Origin of the sequence: Campylobacter concisus, from assembly GCF_902460705.1 — a bacterium.
GTDB lineage: Bacteria > Campylobacterota > Campylobacteria > Campylobacterales > Campylobacteraceae > Campylobacter_A > Campylobacter_A concisus_Z.
This window is the reverse complement of record NZ_CABPUP010000003.1, coordinates 238,658-259,737: the sequence shown is the minus strand read 5'-3', so window position 1 is coordinate 259,737 and position 21,080 is coordinate 238,658. Positions and strand designations below refer to the sequence as shown.

Below are 21,080 nucleotides of genomic sequence, written 5' to 3'. Positions count from 1 at the left end.
AAACCATCCTTCCATTCTTTCCTCAATAGTCCGTAAAAAATATCATCTTGATAAACACCATTGACATAGATACTTTCTCTTTGTCTGCCTTCTTCTTTAAAATTAAATTTCTTAAAAAGTTTTTGCATACCAATATTATTTGCAGCGCAGCCACCCCATACCCTATGTAGACCAAGGATTCTAAAAGAATAGTCCAAAATTAATTCCATTGAAAATGTCCCTATATTTTGACGTTTAAAGTTCTGCTCGCCAATCATTATGCCAAATTCACCAGATTGCCTAAAAAAATCAATTTTATCTAGTTTTACTGTGCCAATAAATTTTTTACTACTTTTATGACAAATAAAAAATCCTTGGGAGTTTTTTGCCGTAAATCTACTAAAACTACTTTCTATAAAATCCAAATTATCATTCATTAGCAGTGATATTGAATTAATATATTCTATATTATTGTAATCCTGCATCCACTCTAAATATTGCCTCCTTAGAATCAAGTTATCTTTTTCTAAAATGTATGGTCTTAACTGTATTGTTTCATTTTCCAAAATCATTTTATTTTTCCTTAATTAAATCTTCTAAACACTGGCTTGATGGGGTTACCTACTAAATATTTTTCATAGCCCTCATCAACTGCTTTTTTATAGACCTCAAAAGTTTTTTCTAGTGCAATTTTCGTCTTTGTAAGTTCATTTTCTCCATGAGCATAAGAAAGTGCCACCCAAGGAATAAGAACGCCATTTTTGACCATTTCTTGAGAAAAAAGAGTTCTAAGCCCTAAAGAATTTTGACCATTTTTATCAAAAGTTAAATAATATGGACTACACTCTATACCGCCTGCTACGAAATTTCTTTCGATTTCATATTTTTTTGCAAGCTCATTTATCATTGAGATTAGTTTTGTGCCATAACCCCAAATATACTCAACCACATTATTCTCTTTCATAAATTTCATAGCCGCAACAAATGCGCCCAAGCCACTCATCTCTGCACCATGTGTTGTTGATAGTAAAAAAACTCTTTCTTTTCCTTCAAATTCTATACTGCCAAGCTGCATTATCTCTCTTTTTCCAGCTATAGCCGCAACTGAAAATCCGTTTGCCATTGCCTTTCCAAAAGTACATAAATCAGGTTTAATGTCATAATAATATTGAGCCCCTTTTAGATGCCATCTAAAGCCAGTTATCATCTCATCAAGTATAAATACTGCTCCATTTCTATGACACAGATCTCTTACTTTATGTAAAAAATTATCTTTTGGGTGCTCTGTTGTAGCCGGCTCTAAAATCACACAAGCTATTTGATTAGGAAATTCATCAAAAAGCCTCTCTAAGCTCTCAATGTTGTTGTAACCAAACATCTTTGTGCCCTCAGTATCCTTTTGAGGTATACCTTTGGTAAGTTGAGTAGAGCCAATAAACCAGTCATCATAGCTAAAAAATGGGTGCTCTGCACATCTTGCAACCAGCTCCCTTCCAGTATATGCTCTACTAAGTTTGATAGCTGCTGTTGTTGCGGTTGAGCCATTTTTAGTAAATTTAACCATGTCAACACTATCTATCATATCTATTAATAATTCAGCAGCCTCTAGCTCTATCATGCTAGGCTTAGTTAGATTATTTCCAAATTCTATTTGCTCAATCGCTGCTTTGTTTATTTCTTCATTTGCGTAGCCTAAATTTACAGCCCTAAGCGCCATTCCATAGTCTAAGAATTCTCTACCATTTTCATCATATACATATGCGCCTTTCCCTCTTTTTAAAATTTGTGGAGCATTGGCTGGATACTGGTCAAATCCTCTACTGTAAGTATGGGCACCGCCCGGTATTGCTTTTAATAATCTATCTTGATAAGTCACGTCTTCCCTCGCTTATTTCTTCTAGCTTATATAAGTTCTGCAATACCCTATAATCATCCTCTAGTCTATTTGGGTATGTCGGCACCTCTCCGTTTTTGACCTCTTTTATACTATTTATATAATCTTTTAACTCATTAATATATGGCTCCTCCGGATTAATATATCCACTTTCTACTGTTCCTGTGCCAAATTTTATCCTATTCCAATCATTCATATTAGTATTTATGTATCTGAGTTCATTATTATCTGTACTATAAACTATTTCACCTTCTGAACCCAATATTCTCATTTCCCTAGTAGCTCTAGGTTTTGATATTACTTCTATAGTTAAATTTCCCAATACATTATTTGAATGTTCTAAAATACAATGATATATATCATCTATATTAGCATTAATATCTGTTATTTTTTTTCTCACGCACGCCAGTGGTCTAGAGTCACCGAAAATATCATTTAACCATGTTAACTCAAATGGAACTATTTCCCTACAACCACCAGTATCAGGATTTGAAACATAAAAGTCTTCTATTTTTTCCCAAGGGTGCCAATCTGGCAAATACTGACCAGTTTGATAGTTATAATTAAGGATTTTACCTATTGCTTTTTTATTAATCAGTTCTTTTATCTTTATAGAAATAGGATAATATTTCATTGTGCAAGATGGTGCTATCAAAATTTTTTTATTTTTTATTCTCTTTGATAATTCTAAAATTTTTTCAGCCTCAACAACAGAAGCCTCTATAAAACAGTTGATATTGTTTTTTTCAGCCAAATATGCGTAATGCATATGCACGTTTGGAGGAGTGGATATTATAAATACATCCGGATTAAATTCGCTCATTGCTTTTTCAAGGCTATCATAAGTTTTAATACTATATTTTCTTTCAGCTTCACACCTTCTATCCTCTCTTGGCTCAAAACCAGCAATACTATCTTTATAGCCAAGCGCAATTAAATTTCTAACTCTTCTTTTACCCATTGAGCCCAGACCGATTACTAGAAAATTCATTTCAATCTCCATTCGTATTTCATTATATTTTCGATTGCCAAAAAATCATATAGATCATCTATTTCGTAACATTGATATCGCTTTATCTCATAAAAAGTATTTCTTTGCGTATAAAATGTTTTTTCTTCTAGAAAATTTTTTATTTTAACTATATAAGCGACTCCATAAGGAAAATATACCTTTTCATTATCCTGTCGCCTTGTAGTAAATTTTAGCTCTTTACAAAATGGCACGATATAACCATTATTTAAAATTTTCTTCATGATAGATGGATGCTCATGCACTTCCCCTATGCTAGATATTGAGTCAAATTTTTCTTGATTATCTACTATTTTTTCTATCATTGTATCTACATCATCATTTTCTCTCAAAGGCGATGTGGGCTCTAATAAAACAATATAGTCAAACTCTTTTTTTAATTCATTTTTATAATAATCTATAGTATGTTTTACGGCATCAAAGGTTGTAGCAGTATCGCTTGCCAACTCGCTTGGTCTTAAAAAAGGGACACTTGCGCCATACTTTTTAGAAATTTCTGCAATTTTCTCATCATCAGTGCTAGTCATTACCTCATCGACGTATTTACTTTTGAGTCCAGCCTCTATACTCCATACGACAAGCGGTTTTCCACATAATTCTTTAATATTTTTTCCAGGCAGCCCTTTGCTGCCACCTCTTGCCGGTATAATCGCTAAAAAACTATTGTTTTTATACATTAAAAAACTTCTTTATATTCTTCATTTGCTTTTTGGTATTCTTCAATACGTCCGATATCAAGCCAATATTCTCTGATCGGAAATGATATAACATTTTTACTTAATTTTATTAGCTTTTCAAACAGCGTAGGCATATCATAAAACTCATTTTGTGGTATTAGATCTAAAATTTCAGGTGAGAGCATATATATCCCAGCACTTACGAAAAATTTCTGCACTGGTTTTTCTGAGATCTCTACTATCTTGTTGTCATTCATTTTTACAACGCCATAAGGCACTTCGTAGTCATACTCTCTTACACACATTGTAGCCGTCGCTTTATTTAGCGTGTGGTAGTTAAAAATATGCTCGAAATTTACATTTGTAAGAAGATCGCCATTCATTACAAAAAATGGTTCGTTTGGTCGCTCTTTAAGTAGGCTTAATGCACCTGCCGTACCCATTCTTTTTTGCTCTAAAATGTAGTCGATGTTTACTCCAAATTCTTTGCCGTCACCAAAATAGTCCTTGATAATGCCTGCATTAAAATTTACACACATCGTGATGTTTACAAAGCCATACTCTGCAAATTTCTCAACTATCGTTTGAAGTATCGGCTTGTTTCCGACCTTTAACATTGGCTTTGGAGTATCTTGCGTAAGTGGTCTAAGTCTAGTACCAAGGCCTCCTACCATTAGGATAACTCTATTTGTCTTTATCTTTGGCTCAACAAGCTCTTCTATCTCTTTTAAGTCTAAAACTATTCCATTATCATCTACTATTGGTATCTGGTGAAGTTTTTTAGATAACGCTAACTTTAAAATTTCCTCTTTTGTACTAGAAATTTTTGCAACAGCTGGCTCTTTATTAACAATAGCTTCTATAGAATTATCAAAGTCAAGCCCTCTTAATATACCTCTTCTTATATCGCCGTCAGTCAGTGTTCCAAGAAGCTTATCTTTATCATCAACAACTAAAGCTATCTGCATAGCTCCGCTATCTATAATCCCCAAGGCTTCCTTTATAGTGGCATTTTGTTTTAGCTTTATGTTTTCTATATTCTTCATTATTTATATCTTTACATCATAAAATTTCTTTTTTAAAATACCTTCTAGCTCGATCTCTTTTAAAATTTTAACCATTTTTTTACTTGGATTACCGCCATCATATGGATTGGTGGTATCTTTTAAAACTTGCTCAAATTCTTTTGAATATACTTTTTTTATAGCGGCTAAAATTTCTTTTTTAACGGGCCTAACGTCTATCACACTGCTAGCTCTTGCACGTCCTTTTTGGCGATCGCCTATATTTATGGTGGCCTTTTTAAAGCTTGGGACTTCTGAAAGGCCACTCGAGCTATTTCCTAGGACTATATCAACAAATTTTATCGCACTTAGGTATCTTAGCTGCCCAAGTGAAGTAAACGCCACAGCTTTTTGTGGATTTATACTAACATACTCATCTATCATTTTATTTATCACATCACCATCTATGTCACTATTTGCTTTTGTAAAGATAAAATTTGTATCTTTTAGCTCGTTTATTGCTTCTAAAAGCTCGCTAAATTGTTCTTTTGCACTACCATTTTCAAGCGTTACCGGATGAAAAGTGATTAGTATATTTTTTTTTGTGAGCTTAAAATTTATAGACTTTTCAAACTCATCTTTATTTAGTAAATTTAGCTTTTTTATATTTTCAATACCAGGACCGCCGACATTAAAGACTCTGCTAGGTTCTTCTCCTAGCTGGATTATACGATTTGCATACTCTCTTGTAGCTGCAAAATGAATATGGCTCATCTTTGTTATGCTGTGTCTAAAAGCCTCGTCAAATGCTCCTTGGGTGGTTTCTCCGCCATGTATGTGCGCTATTGGTATTTGCATGATGCTAGCCACTCCAGCTACGCCAAATATCTCGTATCTATCGCCAAGGAGCACCAATATATCTGGCTTAAGTTCGCTAAAAGCTGGGACAAATTTCTCATAAACCTTTGCCATTTCAGTACATATATCAAGCTTTGAGTGCGAAGAGCCTAAAATTTCTATCTTTTTATCTATCTTAAATTCTTTTTCAATCTCTTTGTATGTGAGTCCAAACTCAGGACTTAGGTGCATGCCGGTGGCAATTATTTGAAGCTCAAGCTCGCTACCTGCCTCGATCTCTTTTAAGAGCCAGTAAAGTAGGCCATATTCTGCTCTAGTGCTTGTCACTACACAAATTTTTCTCATATCAGATCATCTTGCTTGTAATCTTTTTGTGAAATTTTTCCGATCACCTCATCCCATCTCATAGGATTTATGCCGTCTCCCGGGCGTTTTACACAGATATTTTGTTCGCTAAAGACTTCACCTTTTTTTATATCACACTTTGCTACGATCGACTTTCTAGCTATTTTGATATTTTCGCTCTCACTTTTACTAAAGTGCTTTAGTCCGTCTCCAAGCGCTAGTTCTATATTTCTAATAGCTCTAACCATCGCCACTAGCTCATCTGGCTCAAGGCTAGCCTTGTGGTCAGGTCCGGGCATATTTTTATCAAGAGTAAAGTGCTTTTCTATGATCTTTGCACCCATGGCAACCGCTGCGATATCGACCTCAATGCCAAGCGTATGATCGCTATATCCGACCTCAAGACCAAAGGCATTTTTCAGTGTTATCATCGCTTTTAAATTTACATCCTCCATCGGTGTTGGATACTGCGTATTTGCATGAAGAAGACTTATGTTTTCACGTTTCGTGCCACTTTTTATAAGTACTTCTATCGCGGATTCTACCTCACCTAAATTTGCCATGCCAGTTGAGAGAATGATCTTTTTATTTAAGCCGCCTATCTGCTTAAGATAAGGTAAATTTGTTATCTCGCCGCTTGGGACTTTAAATGTGTCAAGCCCAAGCTCATCAAGAAGCTTTATGCTGTCGCTATCAAAAGGAGTTGAGAGAAATGTGATATTTTTTTGCTTGCAGTAGGCTATGAGTTCTTTATGCGTGTTCTCGTCTAGCTCAAGCTTTTTTATCATCTCAAACTGGCTTTCATTTTTATCGGTAGTTTCTTTTTGATAGCTAGCCTTTTGCGCGTTTTTTGAAACTAGATTTTGAGCTTTAAAGGTCTGAAATTTCACTGCATCAGCGCCAGCACTAGCTGCTACATCGATCAGTTTTTTAGCTAAATTTATATCGCCATTGTGATTAACCCCAGCCTCAGCTATGATAAAAACCCTATTTGACATCAAATCTATCTCCCACCTTAATCTTTCCATCATATTCATATTCCACAACTTTTACAAAACTATCTTGTGTTTTTACCAAAAAAGTATCACCGTCTTTACACAAGATCGCGCCAGGTATGCATTTGTATAGCGGTGCATCCTTTATAAGCTCTACTTTATTTATTTTCATCTCTTTACCATTTAAAAATGCCCTTGCTGCTATAGCCGGATAACAAATGGCACGTACAAAATTAAATACCTCTCTGCTTGTTTGGTTAAAATTTAAATTTTCATCGCCTTCTATACGTCTTGAGCAGTAAAACCCAACACCATCTTGTTTTTTGGACTCTACTTTACCGTTTTTAAATAGACATATCGCCTGATATAGTATGTTTGCACACTCGCTATGCGCTTTTGTTAGTATGCTTTTGTAGTCATCGTTGTCTGTTATATCAAAACATTTTTGCAAGATTATATCACCGGTATCTATACCAGTATCCATATAATGTACAGTTATTCCGAATTCTTTTTCGTCATTTATCAAAGCCCAGTTTAGGATATTTCTGCCTCGATAAAACGGCAATTTACCTGCGTGGCAATTTATAGTTTTATATTTTGGCAAATTTATGATCTTGGATTTAAAAATTTGATTAAAAGACATTGATACAAACAAATCACAATCATATTCTTTAATTCTGTCAATAAACTCATCAGAATTTATATCTTTATGCTTTAAATAGTCAATTTTAAATTCGTTTGCATAATTTAGAAGTTTTTCATCATTTGAATCATATCTGGCACAGATAAATTCTATTTCTATATCTTTATCTTTAATAAGTTTATCAAATGCGTTATGGCTCCAAATACCATCTGCAAAATACCCTATTTTAAGCTTCATGCCACTCTCCTTATTATTTTGCGTATATGGCTAAACTCTTGCACTACTTGGGATATTTACTATCCTATCACTTAGAAATTTAGCATTTTTTAGCTCATCCCTTTGGCAGTCCTTAAACATATCAAGCTCATTCATGAGCTGCCAGATAGGACGCGTGAAAACGCCATTTTCATTGCTAAATTTCAAGAACTCATCTCTTTTTTCGCGACTATCAAACAGCACCGCATTTAGCCAAAAATTTGACCTAGCGTCCGCTGGCTCATCTATAAATTTCACATCATCAAATTTAGAAAAATACTCTTTATAGATCATCGCTAGCTCGCGTTTACTCTTTAAAAATAGCTCCAAATTTTCGAGCTGCGCCACAAGAAGGGCCGCGTTTAAATTTGGCAAGCGGTAGTTGTAGCCGACCTCGCTGTGACAATACTCAAAAGGATGTGGCACCTTGGCTGTTGTGGTGATAAATTTAGCGTGCTTTGCTATCTCCTCGTCGTTTGTGATGATAGCTCCACCACCTCCACTTGTGACGATCTTATTGCCATTAAAGCTCATCGCCGCAAGCTTGCCAAAATTCCCTGTATGAGTGCCTTTGTAGTAGCTGCCAAGGCTCTCGGCGCTATCTTCTACCAAAGCGATGTTCCAACGCTTGCAAATTTCAGCTATCTCAACTATCTTGCAAGGTAGCCCGAAAGTATGCATAGGCACGCAGGCACGCACTATCCTGCCGCTAGTTTTATTTACGCAGTTGCCGTCTTTTAGCTTGCAGTTTTTCTCTAAAAACTCGCTAAGCGCTGCTGGCGACATACCGAGTGTGTCAAGATCAACGTCCACGAAAACCGGCTTTGCAAAAAGGTAGCTAATGGCGTTGCAAGTGGCTATAAAAGTAACTGACTGGGTGATCACTTCGTCATTTTGCTCTACGCCGGCTAACTTTAGGCAGATGTGAAGCGCAGAGGTGCCATTTGTCGTAGCGACTACAAATTTTGCTCCGATCATTTGAGCTAGCTTACTCTCAAACTCATCGACAAATTTGCCGACACTTGAGACAAAGCTAGAATCGATACACTCAAGCAGATATTTTTTCTCATTGCCTATAAATTTAGGCTCGTGAAGTGGGACTTTGTCCTTGCCAAAGGTGCTTTTTATAAATTTCAAAACCTCGTCAAAATCACATTTTTTCATCAAGATATTTTCCTGTTTCTTTATGCATAAAATTTGGTATGAGCTCGAAAACTTCGCGCAAAACGTCCTCTTTGCTCCATGTCAAGCTTGATTTTAAATTTAAGATATTGTTTTTAAAAATTTCTAGTTTTTTGCTGTCAAAATTTGCATCATTTTTGACTATGCCGATATTTTGAAGCCTTTGCATGTCAAGTCTCTCGCCGTCAACGAAAAACTCCTCGTAGTCCTTCTCTCCAGTCGTGTCGCTAGGCGCAAAAAGACAAGGATAAAAGCCATCTTTTGGAAGCACTTTTGCAAGCTTTCTGGCTTCCTCCTCATTTTCACACAAAAATGGTTCGTAGCCTAAATTTGCCAAGTATCGCTTGGCTATCTCACTAAATGTTATGAGGTCTAAATTTTCATCTAATTTTGGGAAAAATATATCTCTATTTTCGCCAAAAATGGTGCTTAAAAGGCAGAGCTCACCGCTCTCTTTTGGCGTTAAAAAGTAGCGCCTGACGTCGTTTGGAGCGACTATGGGCTGAGCCTTTTCTATGCGTTTTTGAAAACTAAAAAGAAGCGAGCCGTCACTAAATGCCACGTTTGCAAACCTAGCCATCGAGACGTCGATATTTAAAGAGTGTCTAAACGCAAACATCTCCATGATGCGCTTGCTAGCTCCCATTAAATTTACAGGGTTTGCGGCCTTGTCGGTGCTGACGCAGAAATATTTTTTTGACTTCATACCCATAGCTTGAGCCAGCGTTTTATCAGTATTAAAGATATTTGTTTCAAGCATTCTCATAAGTGTAAATGGGTCTTTTTCGCTTCTTACGTGCTTTAGTGCTGATAAATTTAATACGTAGTCAAATCCACCGCCTTGCGCTAAAAGTGCGTCGAATTCGGCGCTTGCAACATCTATGGCAAAAGTTTTAAAGTCACCATTTATATATCCAAACTCACTTCTTATGTCACGCACTAGCTCAACAAGATTGTTTTCAGAGATATCAACAACATAGAGTTTTTTAGGATCTCTTATAAATATCTCTTTTGTCACGGCTGAACCGATAGAGCCGGCACCACCAATAACTAGAAAGCTCGAACTTGAAACTATCTCTTTTAAGTCTTTACCAAGCGCATTTATGTCATCTTCAAAGAGATTTTTTGTGCGTCCTATTAAACTTAAGATATTGTTCATATTATTTTTCCATTAGATAGCATTATCTTCCTATCACATCTTTCAATTGTGCTTAATCTGTGTGCGATTATTAATAATGTCTTATCTTGACTTATTTCATATATCTCGTCCATTATTTTTGCTTCTGTTTCGTTATCTAAAGCACTTGTTGCTTCATCTAATACTAAAATTTCGGGGTCACTATATAGAGCTCTAGCTATTCCTATTCTTTGTTTTTGTCCGCCACTCAACTGAATTCCACCATCTCCAACCAGTGTGTCTATCCCTTCTTTTGAGGTTAAGAAATCATATATATTAGCCTTCTTTAAGACTTCTATTATTCTTTCTTTATCATATTCATAGCCAAAAGCCACATTTTCTCCGACTGTACCATCAAAAAGATATATCGATTGTGGTATATAGCCTACTTTTGATCTATAAGATTTTATATTTTCGACAGTTAATTTCTTGCCATCTATGATTATTTCACCACTAAGTGGCTTATATAATCCTATAATCAAATCAACTAGCGTGGACTTTCCGCTTCCGCTCTCTCCCACAAAAGCAACTTTGTCGCCTTTATTTATAGTTATATTTATATCTTCAAGAACTTTCTTATTTTTTGTATACTCGAAACTTATATTTGTTAATTCTATTTTGTTTTTAAAATCTATAAAATCTTTACCTTCCGTTTGTGGAGTGTAGATAAGATCGCTATATACAATATTAAGAGAGCTAGATAAAAACAAGAGAATATTATAGTTGGAAAGTATTCTATTTAAAGCAGGAAGAACTCTATATAAAGCCAGAGCATACATAGAAATAATTGGCAAAACAAAGCTTGCATCATTGTATTTAAAAAGAACATAGACAACAATTCCTATAAGAACGCCAAAACCAATGGTTTCCAAAGAGAGTCTAGGTAGTTGATTTAAGGTATTACTTACAATATTGGCCTTAGCATAACCATAGCTTATGCTTGAAAATTCACTATAAAGCTTTTCTTCATTTTGTATAAGTTTTATAATTTTAAAATTACCAAATGTTTCATTTAAAATTTTATAAAATTTTGATTGCATTATTGATCTTCTTGTGCCTTCTTTTTCTATTCTTTTTTTTAGAAAAAACAATAGAAATAATACTTTTGCCCCCAAAAGAATAGTTAAAACTAGAGTCATTTTCCAATTCATTAAAAGCAATAAGGTATACAGCAATACTATAGTAAAAAATTCTGAGAATATCAAAAGTAGGCTTTGCATATAAAAAGAAAGGTTTGAAGCTTCATTTACAATAGTCTTTATTAGTTCCGCACTATTTCTTTTTACAAATCTTTTATACGGTAAATTTGTATAGTTTTTAAAAAGTCTAAATGCAAAAGAATGAAATCTTCCAAATGCAAATTTATTAAGTAAATAATTATAAAATATCGAGTAAAAAGCTCTAAAAATATAAAAGCCTATTAAAAAAAGACCAAAAAAAATCATAAAATTAGTAGTAGTAGAAAAGTCAAAAAAGTCATAAATTTTTTTTGAATATTCGTTGCTAACTATTTTTGATGGATCTGATGCTAAGGTAATAAACGGCATAATAGCAGATATTCCAACAGTTTCAATGATCGATAAAAAAATACTCATAAAAATCAAAATTATAAAATTTTTCTTTTCTTGTCGTGTTGTTATTGCTAACAGCTTTTTTAGATTAGTCATTTAAATACCACTCATAAAGTGTCTTTATCCCGTCCTCAAGCTCTACTTTATGACTCCATCCAAGAGAGTGGAGCTTAGATGGGTCCGTTAGTTTTAGCATCGTTCCATCAGGCTTGTTCTCATTAAAATATAGCTCACCTTTAAAGCCAATTATATTTTTAACCAAATTTGCTAGCTCATTTATCGAGATATCTTTACCTGTACCTATATTTATATGCGTATTTCTTATCTCTTTGCTATTTTTATCATAAGTATCTTTAAAGTCTCTATTTTCCAGTAAAAACACGCAGGCATCGGCCATATCTTCTGAGTGTAGAAACTCTCGTCTAGGCTTCCCTGTGCCCCAAATTTCTACTCCGTCTTTTGAAATACCAAATTTACTAAGATAAGCCATAGCTTCATTTAGATCTTTTGCTTTTAGATCTTTTATCACTTCGTCAAATTTTTCTTCACTTAAAAGCTTTGCAAGGTGTATCTTTCTTATAAGTGCTGGCAATACATGCGAAGTTTCTAAATCAAAGTTATCATTTGGACCATACAAATTTGTAGGCATTACAGATATGAAATTTGTGCCGTACTGTAAATTATAGCTCTCACACATCTTCATGCCAACTATTTTAGCTATTGCGTATGGCTCATTTGTGTATTCAAGTGGAGATGTCAAAAGCACCTCCTCGCTCATTGGCTGTGGGGCATCTTTAGGATATATGCAAGTACTTCCCAGAAATAATAGTTTTTTTACCTTATGCAGATAGCTTTGGTGGATCACATTATTTTGAATTTGTAAGTTTTCATATATAAAATCAGCCCTATAAGTGCTATTAGCCACTATTCCACCGACCTTTGCAGCAGCTAACACCACATACTCAGGCTTTTCTTTTTCAAAAAACTCACAAACGGCCTTTTGATCCATTAGATCAAGCTCGCTATGAGTTCTTGTGATTATATTTTCATAGCCCTTTGATCGTAAATTTTTCACTATAGCAGAGCCTACCAGACCCTTGTGCCCTGCTACATAAATTTTGCTATTTTTATCCATTTCTTACTCGAAATAGCTCATTATCTCATATCCACCATCTTTTAGATAGAGATCTTTTGTCATGAGCTTTAAGTCCGATTTCATCATATCATTTACTAGATCTTGAAGGTTAAATTCTCTCTTCCAACCTAGCTTTTTCTCTGCTTTACTAGGATCCCCAAGCAGCAAGTCAACCTCTGTTGGCCTAAAATATCTTGGATCTACACAAACTACTGTTTGACCGATACTTAAATGAGATATATCTAAATTTAACTCTTTTGCTTTTTCAAAATTTAGTGAGTCCACGACTCCTATCTCATCAACGCCAGTCCCTTCAAATCTCAAATTTATACCAGCATAGGCAAATGCAAATTTTACAAAATCTCTAACCGCTGTCGTTTGTCCAGTTGCTATCACCCAGTCTTCTGGCTGTGGGGCTTGCAGTATCATCCACATCATCTTTACATAGTCTTTTGCATGACCCCAGTCTCTTTTGGCATCTAAATTTCCAAGATAAAGCTTGTCTTGAAGCCCAAGCGCTATCTTACTAGCTGCTCTTGTGATCTTTCTGGTTACGAATGTCTCGCCTCTAACTGGCGATTCGTGATTAAACAATATGCCATTACAAGCAAAAATGTCATAAGCCTCTCTATAATTAACCGTTATCCAGTACGCATACATCTTTGCGACTGCATAAGGACTTCTTGGATAAAATGGAGTCGTTTCGCTTTGCGGCGTCTCTTGCACTTTTCCGTAAAGCTCAGATGTAGAGGCTTGATAAATTTTAGTCTTTTTCTCAAGCCCTAATATCCTTATAGCCTCAAGCAATCTAAGAGTGCCTGTACCATCAGCATTTGCTACATATTCTGGGGTTTCAAAGCTTACATGCACGTGACTCATGGCAGCTAGGTTGTAAATTTCATCTGGCTGTACTTCTTGAATGATCCTTGTTAAATTCATAGAGTCCGTCATATCGCCATAATGCAAGAAAAAATTTCTATTATCAACATGCGGATCTTGATAAAGATGGTCTATTCTATCTGTATTAAAAAGGCTCGTTCGCCTTTTTACACCATGGACTATATAGCCTTTTTTTAGTAAAAATTCCGCCAGATACGATCCATCTTGACCAGTTATACCAGTTATTAATGCTACTTTTTTATCCATAAATCACCTTTTAAAATCATCATCTAGGCGAATTATATCATCTTCACCTGTGTATTCACCGACCTGAGCTTCTATCAAAACCACAGGAATTTTTCCTTCATTAGACAGCCTATGAACTTCGCCCATTTTTATATAGATAGACTCATTAGGACAAACGAGTCTAGTTGTCTCACCTATCGTAACGGTGGCGCTACCTGACAGCACTATCCAATGCTCGTTTCTATGAAAATGCTTTTGCAAAGATAGTCTTTTGCCAGGTTTTACCTCTATTATCTTTATCTTATAACCATCTTGATTTTCAAGGACAGTATAGTTTCCCCAAGGCCTATTTGTCGTAATATGAGCATTACAAAGCTCAGAGCTATCCTCTTTTAAAATTTCCACCACATTTTTTACTTTTTGACTAGATGATTTTTTAGATATTAAAAGAGCATCTTTTGTATCAACCACAGTTAGATCATCGACATCTATTAAAGCTATTTTTTTGCCACTAGATAGGACTAGATTATTGTGAGAATTTATCTGCACCAGATCGCTATTTATTGTATTGCCATTAGCGTCTTTTTTTAGCTCTACGTCCAAACTATCAAAACTCCCAAGATCACTCCAAGAAGCATCTAAGGCTACCATTTTTACGATATCAGACTTTTCCATCACAGCATAATCTATGCTGTTTTGTGGGATATTTTGCATATCAGTAGCGTCTATTTTAATATCAAATTCGTCTTTTTTTGCGTTATCAAAAGCAAATTTGCACGCTTTAAGTATCTCAGGGGCAAAAATTTTCATCTGGTCCAAAAAAACGCCCGCCTTAAAAACAAACATGCCTGAATTCCAGTAGAAATTCTGATCTTTTAGAAATTTCACTGCTCTTTCATGGTCTGGCTTTTCATAAAAAGCCTTTACATCGCCATTAAAACTCTCAATATAGCCAAATCCCGTCTCAGGTGACTTTGGTTTTACCCCAAAAGTAACCAAAAAATTTTGCTCTGCCAGCTCTTTTGCTACCTTTACACTTGCTTGATACTCTTTAACGTCTTTTATCAAATGATCCGATGGCGTTACTAAAACCACTTCGTTTGGATCAAGTGCGAGGCAAGCCAATGTGATCGCTGGCGCAGTATTTCTACCAACTGGCTCGAGAAGATATTTAAAATTTGTGATATTTAAATTTTCTATCTGATCCATCGCCAAGTAGTAGTGATCGATATTTGTAATCACAAATGTATTGTCACAAATTTCACTATTTCGTAGTGCAGTTAGCTGAAAAAGTGATCTATCGTCAAATAATTTAATAAATTGTTTTGGCATTAAAGTCCTGCTAATAGGCCACAACCTCGTACCAGAACCACCACATAATAATATATTAGTCATAAATTTTATCTACTTTAAAACGAGCTTAAAAATCTTATATAATTAAAGCTAAAAAAGACTAAGAACTTACTAAAATCATCTAAAATATAAATTTTGATAGCTTTTAAACTATCAAAACAATTCTCTCATCTTATGCGTTAGCTCTAGGCTCGCTTCTATCTCGGCTCTTTTTGCCATTACGCTCTCTATGTTGACACCAACATTTATGCCAAGCTTTTTAGCAAATTCATAAAGCTCTGCGAAATTTTCAAGGCAAATTTGTGATGCCGTGGCTAAAAAATCATCACTCTCAAGCATCCTTTTCTCGCTCTTTTCATCAACGCTTATGCCAAGCCACTTGATAAACTCTAGCGTTTTTGGGGTGCCACAAGTCGTAAATGTCAAAATAATAGGCAAATTTAACCCACTTTTTGCCACGCTTGTTAGTAAATTTTTAGCCAAATTTATATCAAAAACCGCCTGTGAGATGAAAAATTTTGCCCCCATTTTGGCCTTTTGGCTCATCCTTTGCTCTTCATCGCCCTTTTTTGCGTGCCTCTCAGCTATACAAACACCGCCCACTACAAGCTCTTTAAACTCGTCTCTAGCGATCTCATAAGCACGCTCTAAGCTCATTTTAGGTTCTACTTTGCCAGAAGCAACACCGACAAAGACATTTATATCGCTGCTACTTTTGGCTAAATTTGCTCTAAATTCGCTCTCATTATATTTGTTCGCGACCCTATAAAAGATGCTTGGTGTCTTTAAATTTAGATATTTTGAGTAGTAAATTTCAGGACTTAATGTATCGCTAAATTCAAAAGTTCGCTCGCTTTTTATACGGCTACTTTCATCTTGTATCTCGTAAAGCACCAAGCCATCAGCCTGCACGTCCGTGATCCTCTTGTCCCATTTTGCAGCGATCTCTTTAAGCTTTGCCTCGTCAAATTCAGCCTTTGGAGGTGTTAGGCCATAAAGCACTATGCCACTTTCATTGTTTATGATCTTATCTTTTAACATTTTCTAACTTTTTTTGAAATTTAAACGGAGTTTAGCGCCTAGGCTTACTAGACGCTAAAATTTTGTATTACAGACCTCTTACGATCTTGACAGCTTCTACCATGTTTTTAAGGCTCGGCTCGACCTCTTCCCATTTGCGCGTTTTTAGGCCGCAGTCCGGGTTGACCCAGAGCTGTTCTTTCGGCAGAACCTCGAGTAGCGCGCGGATCTGGCGCACGATCTCGTCGGTGCTCGGTACGCGCGGACTGTGGATGTCGTAAACGCCAGGTCCGACCTCTTGTTTGTAGCCAACAGCTTTGAAAATTTTAAGTAGCTCGTTGCCACTTCTTGCAGTCTCGATACTGATAACATCAGCATCCATAGCTTCTATGGTCTTAATAATATCGTTAAATTCAGAGTAGCACATATGCGTGTGGATCTGAGTTTTTGCTTCAGCCGAGCTTACTGAAAGCTTGAAGCAATCAACCGCAAATTTCTCATAAGCTGGGATGTTTTCAGCTCTTAGCGGGTAGCCCTCTTTAAACGCGGCCTCATCGACTTGAATCACTCTGATGCCCGCATTTTGAAGGTCTGCGATCTCGTCATAGATACAAAGTGCGAGCTGTTTTGCTACCTCGCTTCTTGGTAGATCGTCACGCACAAAGCTCCAGTTTAGCATCGTTACAGGACCTGTTAGCATGCCCTTCATTACGTGTTTTGTGATGCTTTGAGCGTATTTCATCCACTTAACAGTCATCGGCTCTGGGCGGCTTACGTCACCAAAGAGAAGTGGTGGTTTGACGCAGCGGCTGCCGTAGCTTTGTACCCAGCCATTTTGGCTAAATGCATATCCGCTGATCTGCTCGCCAAAGTACTCGACCATGTCGTTTCTCTCTGGCTCGCCGTGTACTAGCACGTCTAGGCCGATATCTTCTTGGAATTTCACGCAGTGATCGATATATTTTTTGATGCCAGCTTCATAAGCAGCCGCGTCGATCTCACCTTTTTTGAAATTTTGGCGAAGTACGCGAAGATCAACCGTTTGAGGGAAGCTACCTATCGTTGTTGTTGGCAAGATGCCGTATTTTAATGTTTCGCGTTGAATTTTGATGCGATCTTCAAATTTCTCATCACGCTCAAATTTGCTTAAATTTTTGATGCGATTTTGAACGCTTTCAGAGTGGATGAGTTTTGAAGTGGCGCGAGTTTTAACTGCGTTTTTGTTCTCTTCGTAAATTTTAGCTTCAGCATCATTTAGCTTCTCGCCATTTGCTAGTTTTGTGATAATCTTGATCTCATCAAGCTTCTCAACCGCAAAGCTTAGCCAGCTTTTGATCTCAGGGTTTAAATTTTCTTCATATTTTAGAGTGTATGGTACGTGAAGAAGTGAGCATGAAGTGCCGATATAAAAGTCTTTGCCGCCTATTTTCTCTGAAATTTCACCTACAAGCTTTACTTTCTCATCGATGTTGCTTTTCCAGATATTCCTGCCATCTATCACACCAGCAAATAACGTCAAATGGCTATTTTTAATAGTCTCAAGTGCTTCGAAATTTCTTTTGCCGTGAATGAAGTCAAGCGCGATGCCATAAATTTTAGTTTTAGCCACTTCACTAACTGCCTTGATCGCATGCTCAAAATATGTCGCAAACACGATTTTGATGTTATTTGCAACGCCTGTTAGCTCGTTATAAACCTTTGTGATAAGTGGCAAAAGATCGCTTTCGTTTTTGTCAGTTACAAAGATCGGCTCGTCAAACTGTACTAAAATTTCATCATCAAGCTTAGAAACTTGCTCAAGTAGCTTTTTGTACTCGCCTACAAGCGCGTCAAGGTGCTTAAATGGGCAGCTACCGTCAGTCGTCTTTGAAAGGGCCAAAAATGTGATAGGACCGATCAAATTTACCTTGCCTTTTACGCCGTTAGACTTTGCCTCTTTGTACTCATTTAAAATTTTGTCTGCTTTTAGGCTAAATTTACTCTCGCTGCTAAGCTCTGGCACGATGTAGTGGTAGTTTGTGTTAAACCACTTTGTCATCTCCATCGCAACGCCACTTTTATTGCCTCTTGAGCAAGCAAAATATTGCTCCAAGCCACTTAAATTTGCAAATCTTGGAGGTGTAGCGCCAAAAGCGATGATGTTATCAAGCATTAGGTCGTAAAATGAAAAATCATTAACACTAATAGCCGAAATACCAGCGTCTTGTTGATATTTCCAGTGTCTTTGGCGAAGCGTCTTTGCAGTCTCTTGCAAATTCTCTTCACTAAAGCCCTCTTTACCAGCCCAAAAGCCCTCTAACGCGCGCTTTAACTCTCTTTTCTCTCCGATTCTTGGAAAACCTAAAACATAACTTTTTATCATTTCTATCCTTTTTAAATTTCTATTTTAAATTAAATCTGTGCAAGGCACAGCAACCTTGAACGTGCAGTGGGGTAGGTGGGGGTTGGGGGCGGAAGGGGCGACGCTTCGTAAGTAGAAACCCCTTCTGCCACCAAAAGCCAAATTTTCACTATCACGGCTCAAACAATAAATTTAATCACCTCAAACACGGTGGATGACACCCGCTTCTTCTTAAACTAAAGTAAAATTTATAAAAAACCCTACTAAAAAGATCCTTGCCAAATTTCAGGCATTGCTTAGCCTTGCTATTAAAAATGCAGTTACAATGCAGTGGACCTGCTAGCAAAAAGGGATTTATTTCAATGTAAAAAAATGTGAAATTGTTTAAAAATTTGCGTGATTTTTGAAAATCGCTGATATGTTTTTTGCCGAGATTAATGAGCTTTATGCATGGGACAAGGCATCAGCGTTTTTCCTTTGTAGTGAATTTTTGTCGCATTATAAACGCTCTTTGCCAAATTTTTGTTTAAAGTTTGGGCGCTACCAAATTTCACGCCCAAATTTTTTAGTCTTTTTTACCTTTATTTAGGGATTTTAGCTTAGCGTCCATATCAGCTGTAAGCATAGTAAAGACCTTATTTGTAAGCTGCTGAGTTAGATCTTTAGCCTCTTGCATAGTCTTTTGGCTAAATTCATTTAAGAGTTTGTCCGCTTTTTTCTTATCTTTTTTGTAAAGCTTCATGTACTCATCTTCAAATTTAGCCTGTTTTACCGCCAACTCCTTTTCAAATTTAGCGTAGGCCTCTTTAACCACTGGCGAATACTTCTCATAGTCAGTCATCACAAGGGTTTGAAGCTTTCTATAAACCCAGTATATCGAAGTATCATCAGCATCATATGAGCCATCTGAGTAGCCTTTTATAAAGCTATCAAGCCCTTCGTAATACGGCAAATAAACGCTAAGATCAGCCATGCCAAGAGCTACGTAGGTCACGCGGCCGATCTCTTTTGGTAGCCACGGGCGCACCTGCATGACGTGAGACTCGTATGTTCTAAAGACGCTTATAGCGCGGTAGACGTTTTTCTTATCTTCGTCTTTGCTGGTATAGTTATCAAACGGGGTGCCATCGTAGTGGGCTCTCATCGCAGCTTTTAGGTCTTCAACGCCTAGTTTTTTCTCTGGTTTTAAAAATACTGGAAATTTCTGACCATCGGCAAAGTCTTGTTTTAAGCTTGGATTAAACATGCTTTGCACCCAGCAAACACGTGGATAGTTGTAGGTCATATCTCTCTCATCGTCCCTTGTATAGGCCTTTGTGAAGTTAAATTCGCCATCTTTTGCAGGGTCATAAGTCTTGTTGTCGATCGCAAATTTGATCACATCTTTTGCGCCCATGAAATTTGGATCGTTCTCTTTGTAAGCGTGAAGTCTGCCTTGGTTTGCAGTGACGAAATACTCATCTGGAGCGATCTTTGTAGCGATCCATTTATGGCCTGTGCCTGTTTCAAAGTACCAAAGCTCGTTTGCATCGATAAATACCACGCCAAAGCCCTCTCCAGCGCCCTTTGTCTCAACTATCTCACCAAGAAGCTTAACGCCCTCTTTTGCACTCTTCATACGTGGCAAAAGTACGTCTGGGATGTCATCTTCTGTGATACCAGTCTCTTCGTTGTATGGATCAACTTTTAAAAGCTCATCTTTTGCGTAGATGGTCTCAGTGCCACTTAGTCCAACGCCAGCCTCATTGTAGCCGACTGCTCCGTGAAGTTTTGTATGTGAATTTGCGATGGTTGTGTATCTCATGCCATCTTTTGGGAGCGGATATGTAAAGTCATTTGCGCCGTCATGTGCCTTTGAGCTGTGCATGCCAGTTTGGTTTTTCTTTGCTGGATGGATCAAAAAGACTTGAGCTTTTATAGCCTTGCTATCTGCGCTTCTGGCAACCAGCATGGAGCCATCATTTGAAGCTTTATCTCCTACTAAAATAGTAGTGCATGCCAAGCTACTTGTGCCTAAAATCGCACTCATAGCAACGATTGATGCAAGAATTTTGCCTTTCATTTTTACTCCTTTAGTGAAATAAAATTTCTTTATGTGATTATATGCAAATTTTAATAATTTAATTATAAATTTTAAAATTCTTTTAAGTTTAATGTAAATTTATTGCAAATTTTGTCTAAGTGAAATTTAAATTTTCTAAAGGATTTTTCGCTATAATCCAAAACTTACGCACTTGCTTGCGTATAAAATTTCAAAAAGGATTAGCATGCCAAAGATGAAAACCGTTCGCGGTGCTGCTAAGCGCTTTAAAGTAGGTAAAAATAAGATAAAAAGAGGCTCTGCTTTTAGAAGCCATATCTTAACAAAAAAACCTAGTAAGCGTATGAGAGACCTTCGTGGACCACACTACGTGGATAGCACAAACGTCTCAGCCGTTCGCAAAATGCTCGGCGTATAAAGCAGCGTAGATTTAAGTTTTTGACAAAAAGTCATTC

18 protein-coding genes are annotated in these 21,080 nt (G+C 36.6%); 1 reads left to right on the top strand and 17 read right to left on the bottom strand.

Annotated elements, in window-relative coordinates:
• From F3G75_RS06210 to F3G75_RS06125, 17 genes are all read right to left on the bottom strand, one after another.
• Positions 1-551, bottom strand: a 551-nt coding sequence (locus tag F3G75_RS06210; protein WP_149716951.1) for a GNAT family N-acetyltransferase, incomplete at its 3' end; no start/stop codon positions are given.
• A gap of 11 nt (positions 552-562) precedes the next feature.
• Complete coding sequence (locus F3G75_RS06205; RefSeq protein ID WP_149716950.1) at positions 563-1,855, bottom strand: glutamate-1-semialdehyde 2,1-aminomutase; 1,293 nt, start codon at positions 1,853-1,855, stop codon at positions 563-565.
• Positions 1,839-2,864: a Gfo/Idh/MocA family protein gene (locus tag F3G75_RS06200; RefSeq protein WP_149716949.1), complete on the bottom strand. Its 1,026-nt coding sequence runs from the start codon at positions 2,862-2,864 to the stop codon at positions 1,839-1,841. Before F3G75_RS06200 ends, F3G75_RS06205 begins: the two co-directional genes overlap by 17 nt.
• A complete protein-coding gene (locus F3G75_RS06195; RefSeq protein ID WP_149716948.1) occupies positions 2,861-3,580 on the bottom strand; it encodes an acylneuraminate cytidylyltransferase family protein in 720 nt (239 codons plus the stop codon). Before F3G75_RS06195 ends, F3G75_RS06200 begins: the two co-directional genes overlap by 4 nt.
• Positions 3,580-4,626 (bottom strand): nucleotidyltransferase family protein, encoded by a 1,047-nt coding sequence (locus tag F3G75_RS06190; RefSeq protein ID WP_149716947.1) that lies wholly within the window; start codon positions 4,624-4,626, stop codon positions 3,580-3,582. Before F3G75_RS06190 ends, F3G75_RS06195 begins: the two co-directional genes overlap by 1 nt.
• Before the next feature lie 3 nt (positions 4,627-4,629).
• Positions 4,630-5,787, bottom strand: coding sequence for a UDP-N-acetylglucosamine 2-epimerase (gene neuC / locus F3G75_RS06185; RefSeq protein WP_149716946.1), 1,158 nt, complete (start codon positions 5,785-5,787; stop codon positions 4,630-4,632).
• Entirely contained in the window at positions 5,784-6,785 is a 1,002-nt protein-coding gene (gene neuB / locus F3G75_RS06180; protein ID WP_149716958.1) for an N-acetylneuraminate synthase, read from the bottom strand. Before neuB ends, neuC begins: the two co-directional genes overlap by 4 nt.
• On the bottom strand, positions 6,775-7,662 hold the full coding sequence (locus F3G75_RS06175; protein ID WP_149716945.1) for a methionyl-tRNA formyltransferase: 888 nt from the start codon (positions 7,660-7,662) through the stop codon (positions 6,775-6,777). Before F3G75_RS06175 ends, neuB begins: the two co-directional genes overlap by 11 nt.
• A 30-nt stretch (positions 7,663-7,692) precedes the next feature.
• Positions 7,693-8,844, bottom strand: a complete 1,152-nt coding sequence (locus F3G75_RS06170; RefSeq protein WP_149716944.1) for a LegC family aminotransferase — start codon at positions 8,842-8,844, stop codon at positions 7,693-7,695.
• Positions 8,831-10,021 (bottom strand): UDP-N-acetylglucosamine 4,6-dehydratase, encoded by a 1,191-nt coding sequence (locus tag F3G75_RS06165; RefSeq protein WP_149716943.1) that lies wholly within the window; start codon positions 10,019-10,021, stop codon positions 8,831-8,833. Before F3G75_RS06165 ends, F3G75_RS06170 begins: the two co-directional genes overlap by 14 nt.
• Positions 10,018-11,706 (bottom strand): ABC transporter ATP-binding protein/permease, encoded by a 1,689-nt coding sequence (locus F3G75_RS06160; protein ID WP_149716942.1) that lies wholly within the window; start codon positions 11,704-11,706, stop codon positions 10,018-10,020. The genes F3G75_RS06165 and F3G75_RS06160 overlap by 4 nt, the downstream gene beginning before the upstream one ends.
• Complete coding sequence (locus tag F3G75_RS06155) at positions 11,699-12,745, bottom strand: GDP-L-fucose synthase family protein (protein WP_149716941.1); 1,047 nt, start codon at positions 12,743-12,745, stop codon at positions 11,699-11,701. The genes F3G75_RS06160 and F3G75_RS06155 overlap by 8 nt, the downstream gene beginning before the upstream one ends.
• Positions 12,746-12,748: 3 nt before the next feature.
• Positions 12,749-13,891: a GDP-mannose 4,6-dehydratase gene (gene gmd, locus F3G75_RS06150; protein WP_149716940.1), complete on the bottom strand. Its 1,143-nt coding sequence runs from the start codon at positions 13,889-13,891 to the stop codon at positions 12,749-12,751.
• A 3-nt stretch (positions 13,892-13,894) separates the two neighbouring features.
• On the bottom strand, positions 13,895-15,265 hold the full coding sequence (locus F3G75_RS06145) for a mannose-1-phosphate guanylyltransferase/mannose-6-phosphate isomerase (protein WP_149716939.1): 1,371 nt from the start codon (positions 15,263-15,265) through the stop codon (positions 13,895-13,897).
• A gap of 111 nt (positions 15,266-15,376) precedes the next feature.
• Positions 15,377-16,264, bottom strand: coding sequence for a DNA-binding protein (locus F3G75_RS06140; protein ID WP_149716938.1), 888 nt, complete (start codon positions 16,262-16,264; stop codon positions 15,377-15,379).
• 67 nt (positions 16,265-16,331) lie between these two features.
• Entirely contained in the window at positions 16,332-18,605 is a 2,274-nt protein-coding gene (gene metE, locus F3G75_RS06135; RefSeq protein WP_149716937.1) for a 5-methyltetrahydropteroyltriglutamate--homocysteine S-methyltransferase, read from the bottom strand.
• Positions 18,606-19,149: 544 nt separating this feature from the next.
• Complete coding sequence (locus tag F3G75_RS06125; RefSeq protein WP_149716936.1) at positions 19,150-20,646, bottom strand: C69 family dipeptidase; 1,497 nt, start codon at positions 20,644-20,646, stop codon at positions 19,150-19,152.
• A 205-nt stretch (positions 20,647-20,851) separates the two neighbouring features.
• On the opposite strand from F3G75_RS06125, the gene rpmI reads away from it, so the two are divergent.
• Positions 20,852-21,043, top strand: coding sequence for a 50S ribosomal protein L35 (rpmI, locus tag F3G75_RS06120; protein WP_054195943.1), 192 nt, complete (start codon positions 20,852-20,854; stop codon positions 21,041-21,043).
• Positions 21,044-21,080 lie beyond the last annotated feature (37 nt).